The organism is Streptomyces sp. NTH33 (assembly GCF_003236365.1).
Classification (GTDB): Bacteria; Actinomycetota; Actinomycetes; order Streptomycetales; family Streptomycetaceae; genus Streptomyces.
The window spans coordinates 1-5238 of record NZ_POTZ01000474.1; the positions used below are offsets into that span (position 1 = coordinate 1).

The 5238-nt window shown below is 73.9% G+C and carries 5 protein-coding genes and 1 pseudogene; 4 read left to right on the forward strand and 2 right to left on the reverse strand.

The genetic code is table 11. From position 1 onward, the window contains the following. Positions 1–676: TerD family protein (locus C1I97_RS30825; RefSeq protein WP_441349170.1), on the forward strand; the 676-nt coding region annotated here is incomplete at its 5' end. A 36-nt stretch (positions 677–712) separates the two neighbouring features. Here C1I97_RS30825 and C1I97_RS30830 read toward each other — a convergent pair. Continuing rightward, the gene (locus C1I97_RS30830; protein ID WP_111006370.1) at positions 713–1912 is read right to left on the reverse strand and encodes a glycosyltransferase; all 1200 of its coding nucleotides are present in this window, start codon (positions 1910–1912) and stop codon (positions 713–715) included. 39 nt (positions 1913–1951) lie between these two features. Here C1I97_RS30830 and C1I97_RS30835 point away from each other — a divergent pair, with 39 nt between their 5' ends. Genes C1I97_RS30835 through lnt form a run of 3 tightly spaced genes read left to right on the forward strand, consistent with a single transcriptional unit; the run spans position 1952 to position 4991 of the window. Then, positions 1952–2737 (forward strand): glutamate racemase, encoded by a 786-nt coding sequence (locus tag C1I97_RS30835; RefSeq protein WP_111006371.1) that lies wholly within the window; start codon positions 1952–1954, stop codon positions 2735–2737. Between the two features lie 57 nt (positions 2738–2794). Then, the gene (locus C1I97_RS30840; RefSeq protein WP_111006372.1) at positions 2795–3337 is read left to right on the forward strand and encodes a hypothetical protein; all 543 of its coding nucleotides are present in this window, start codon (positions 2795–2797) and stop codon (positions 3335–3337) included. 43 nt (positions 3338–3380) lie between these two features. Then, entirely contained in the window at positions 3381–4991 is a 1611-nt protein-coding gene (gene lnt, locus C1I97_RS30845; RefSeq protein WP_111006373.1) for an apolipoprotein N-acyltransferase, read from the forward strand. Between the two features lie 26 nt (positions 4992–5017). On the opposite strand, the pseudogene C1I97_RS42555 reads toward lnt, so the two are convergent. Further along, positions 5018–5238: pseudogene (locus C1I97_RS42555) on the reverse strand (IS630 family transposase); the annotation flags it as partial.

Consider the following 5238-nt stretch of genomic DNA (forward strand, 5'->3'; position numbering starts at 1 on the left):
GCCGCCACCCGCCGCGCCCGCGCCTGCCGCGCCCCCTGTCCGCCTGAGCAAGGTGACGCTCACCAAGGCGGCCCCCGCGGTGTCGCTGACGAAGCAGGGCGGCACCTCCGGCACCATGCGCGTCAACCTCAACTGGCAGACGCGCAAGCAGTTCTCCGGCTGGGGCGGCAAGCGCGGCCGGGCGGTCGCCCTGCACAGTGACCTCGACCTGGACCTGTGCGCCCTGTACGAACTGTCGGACGGCCGCAAGGGTGTCGTCCAGGCCCTCGGCAACGCGTTCGGCTCGCTCCACCGGCCGCCGTACATCCACCTCGACGGCGACGACCGCACCGGCGCGGTGGCCGAGGGCGAGAACCTCACGATCAACCTCGACCACACACAGGACTTCCGGCGCATCCTCGTCTTCGTGACCATCTACGAAGGCGCCCGCTCCTTCGCCGACCTGCACGCCACGGTCACCCTCCAGCCGCAGCACGGCGCCCCGGTCGACTTCTCCCTCGACGAGTGCACCGTTCCCTCGACGGTGTGCGCGCTCGCCCTGATCACCAACACCGGGGGCGACCTCGTCGTCCAGCGCGAAGCCCGCTACCTGGTTCCCGAGCGCGGGGTGAGCCCGCAGCGGACGATCGACCGCGCCTACGGCTGGGGCATGAACTGGACGCCGGGCCGCAAGTGAGCGGTCACGCCGGTCACCCTTCGTCGGCCACGCCGGTCACCCCTCGTCGGGCACGGCGTCCGGACGCGCGTACGTGCGGCCCTTCCAGGCCGCACCCCGCCCCCGGTGGTGCTGTACCGCCGAGTCGACCGTCATCAGCAGATACAGGAGCGCGGTGAACGGCAGCAGGGGAGCGAGCCACAGCGGCAGGCGGTAGTAGCGGAGCATCGGGACGTACGTCCCCGCCATCACCAGCCACGCCAGACCCCCGGCGACCGCCGCCGCCGAACTGCCCGCCGCCAGGCCCACGGCCAGCGCCACCGGCGGCACCAGGTACACCAGCGCCAGCCCGGCGACCGTGCCGAGCAGCACCAGCGGGTTGTGGCGCAGCTGCGCGTAGGCGCTGCGCGAGACCATCCGCCACAGGTCGCGCAGGAGCGGGTAGGGGCGCACGCTGTCCACCCGCTCGGCGAGACCCAGCCAGATGTGCCCGCCGCCGCCCTTGACGGCCCGCGCGAGGGCCACGTCGTCGATCACCGCCTGCCGGATCGCGTCCGGGATCCGTGCCCGCTCGGCGGCCTCGGCGCGCAGCAGCACGCAGCCGCCCGCGGCCGCCGCCGTCCGCGCGCCCCTGCGGCCGATCCGGCGGAAGGGGTACAGCTGCGCGAAGAAATAGACGAAGGCCGGCACGACGAGCCGTTCCCACCGGGTCTCCACCCGCAGGCGGGCCATCTGCGAGACGACGTCGAAGCCGCCGGTGCGCGCCGCCGCCACCAGATGGTGCAGGCTGTCCGGGGCGTGGGCGATGTCCGCGTCCGTCAGGAGCAGATACTCGGGCACACGCGCGCGTGCCAGGCCGATGCCGTGCCGTACGGCCCACAGCTTGCCCGTCCAGCCGGCGGGCGGCTCACCGGGTGAGGCCACGGTCAGCGGCAGCCCGCCGTGCCGTCGGAAAAGCTCCCGGGCCAGCTCCCCGGTGCCGTCGGTGCTGCCGTCGTCGATCAGGAAGACCTCGGCCCGCCCCGGGTAGTCCTGCGCGAGCAGTGAGGGCAGACTCGCGGGCAGCACGGCGGCCTCGTCCCGCGCGGGGACGACGACGCACACCGACGGCCAGTCGCCCGGGGCCGGGTCCTCGCGGGGCGGCAGCCCGACGTCCGTACGCCAGAAGAAACCCTGGCCGAGCAGCAGCCACAGCCAGGCGGCGAGTGATCCGACGGCACTCCACACGATCACGCTCACCCGCGCAGTCTGCCCCACCCGGACGGCCGGTTCGAGGGAATCGTCTATCGTGGCCGGGTGAAGATCGCGCTCATGGACTCCGGGATCGGGCTGCTGGCGGCCACCGCCGCGGTACGGCGCCTGCGCCCCGACGCAGATCTCGTGCTCTCCCTGGACCCCGCGGGCATGCCCTGGGGCTCGCGCACGCTGGAGGACCTGACCGAGCGCGCCCTGGCCGTCGCCGAGGCCGCCGCCGCCCGCCGCCCGGACGCCCTGATCGTCGGCTGCAACACCGCGACCGTGCACGCCCTGACCGCCCTGCGGGCCCGCCTCGAACCGGACCTTCCGGTCATCGGCACGGTACCCGCGATCAAACCGGCCGCGGCCGGCGGCGGACCCGTGGCGATCTGGGCGACACCCGCCACCACGGGCAGCCCCTACCAGCAGAACCTCATCCGCGAGTTCGCCGACGGCGTGCCGGTCGCCGAGGTGCCCTGCTGGGGTCTGGCCGAGGCCGTGGAACACGCGGACCAGGCGGCGATCGACGAGGCCGTCCTCGCGGCCGCCGCGCTGACCCCCGAGGAAGTGACGACCGTCGTCCTGGGCTGCACGCACTACGAACTGGTCGCCGACCGCGTCCGGGCCGCCGTGCAGCGTCCGGACCGCCCCCCGCTGGTCCTGCACGGCTCCGCGGGCGCCGTCGCCACTCAGGCACTGCGCCGGATCGGCGCCCGTCCCGAGCCCGGGGCTCCGGCCGAGGGCACCGTGACCGTCCTGCTGAACGGACAGGAGGGCGCCCTGCCCGTGCCCGCCCTGGCCTACGCGGAAGGCGTCCTCCTCCAGCAGGCCGCACCCGTCCGCTGACGTCCGGTCACCCACGACGCGCCACCCGCTCGGCGAAACCTGGGTAACCTCATGTATATGAGGGACCACCCCCATCGCGAGAACAGCACCCACCCCGAGGTGTGGACCGGACGCGCCACCAACCGGATCCAGTGGCTGCTGGCGCTCGCCGGCGCCGCCTGCATGGCCCTCGGCATCGAGCTGGCCGTCGACTCCGCCTGGAACGTCGGCATCGCCCCGCTGGTGATGTCCGTCGTGGGCTGCATCGCGGCCGGCCTACTGGTCCTCTTCGGCACCCTCGCCTTCGTGCACGTGGCGCTGCGCGTCGACAAGGAGGCCCTGGAGGTGCGCTGTGGGCACATGGGCCTGCCGCGCCGCCGTATCCCGCTCTCCCAGGTCGCGGGCGCCGAATTCGCCCCGCACGTCACCCCGCGCCACTGGGGCGGCTGGGGCTACCGCTGGCGGCCCGAGAAGGGCACCGCGGTCGTCGTACGGCGTGGCGAGGGCATCGTCCTGCGCCTGTGGGACGGCCACACGTTCACGATCACGATCGACAACGCCGAGTCGGCGGTACGCGTGATCAAGGACCGGCTGCATCGGCCGGCCCCCGGCCGGGCCTGATCCGCGCTGCCGGCGCCCCGGTGACCGGCCGTAGACTCCCGGGGTGACCGTCACCGCAACTTCCGTCGACGAGTCGAACCGGCCGCGACCACAGGCAGCGCCCGCGCCCTGGCGCGCGAGGCTGGTGCGACTCGGGCCCGCCGCAGCCGCGGCGCTGTCCGGCCTGCTCCTCTACGTCAGCTTCCCGCCGCGCCCCCTGTGGTGGCTGGCCCTGCCCGCCTTCGCGGTCTTCGGCCGGACGCTGCGCGGGCGCAGCTGGAAGGCGGCCCTCGGCCTCGGCTACCTCTTCGGCCTCGGCTTCCTGCTGCCGCTGCTGGTGTGGACCGGGGTGGAGGTCGGCCCCGGCCCGTGGCTGGCGCTCGCCGCGGTGGAGGCGGTCTTCGTCGCCCTGGTGGGCGTGGGCGTCGCCACCGTGTCCAGGCTGCCCGCCTGGCCGGTGTGGGCGGCGGCCGTGTGGATCGCCGGTGAGGCGGTACGCGCACGCGTGCCGTTCCACGGCTTCCCCTGGGGCAAGATCGCCTTCGGGCAGGCGGACGGCGTGTTCCTGCCGCTGGCCGCGGTGGGCGGCACTCCGGTGCTGGGCTTCGCGGTCGCCCTGTGCGGCTTCGGACTGTACGAGGCCGTGCGCCTGGCGGTGGAGGGGCGGCGCACCCGCGCGGTACGGCGCTCGGCCGCCGCCGCGGCCCTGCTGAGCGTCGCCGTCCCGGTGGCGGGCGCGGTGGCCGCCCGGTCCCTGGTGAGCGACAAGGCCGAGAACGGCACCGCGACCGTCGCCGTCATCCAGGGCAACGTGCCGCGCGCGGGTCTGGACTTCAACGCCCAGCGGCGTGCCGTCCTCGACTACCACGCGCGCGAGACGGAGCGACTGGCTCAGGCGGTGAAGGCGGGCAAGGCCGCGAGGCCGGACTTCGTGCTGTGGCCGGAGAACTCCTCCGACATCGACCCCTTCGCCAACCCCGACGCGCGCGTCGTCATCAACCAGGCCGTCAAGGCGATCGGGGTGCCGATCTCCGTCGGCGGTGTCGTGGAACGGGACGGCAAGCTGCTCAACGAGCAGATCCTGTGGGACCCCGTCCAGGGGCCCACCCAGACGTACGACAAACGGCAGGTCCAGCCGTTCGGCGAGTACCTGCCGCTGCGCCCGCTGCTCGGGGCGATCAACAAGGACTGGACGTCCATGGTCCGGCAGGACTTCAGCCGGGGCGACGAGCCGGGTGTGTTCACCCTCGACGGGACCAAGGTGGGCCTCGCCACCTGCTACGAGGCCGCCTTCGACTGGGCGGTGCGCGACACGGTCACCGCCGGCGCGCAGATGATCTCCGTGCCGAGCAACAACGCGACCTTCGACCGCAGCGAGATGACCTACCAGCAGCTCGCCATGTCACGGATCCGCGCGGTCGAGCACAGCCGTACCGTCACCGTCCCGGTGACCAGCGGCGTCAGCGCGATTATCATGCCCGACGGGCGGATCACCCGGAAGACCGGCATGTTCGTGCCCGCCCACCTGGTCCAGAAGGTGCCGCTGCGCTCCTCCGAGACGCCCGCCACCCGGCTGGGCGTCCTGCCGGAGATCGCCCTGGTGCTGGTCGCGGCCGGCGGCCTCGGCTGGGCGATCGGAGCCGGTCTGCGCGGGCGGCGCACCCAGGACGCGTGACCGTACGCCGGAGGCGTGCCCCCTGAGTTGCCGCAGACGAGGGCGATGGGCGCGGCGGCCGGGTGGAGGCTGCGGAGGCAGCGGCAGAACTCCAGGAACTCCGAGCGGTTCCCGGTCTTCTTGACGTGGCCGTGGGACTTGTCCTTGCCCAGGTCGTAGGCGGCGAACAGGTGCCGGACCCCGTGCGGGCGGGTGTACGCCGCCCGCCGGCGGGGCAGGGGCTCGCGGTCGGGGTCCTTGCGCCGGC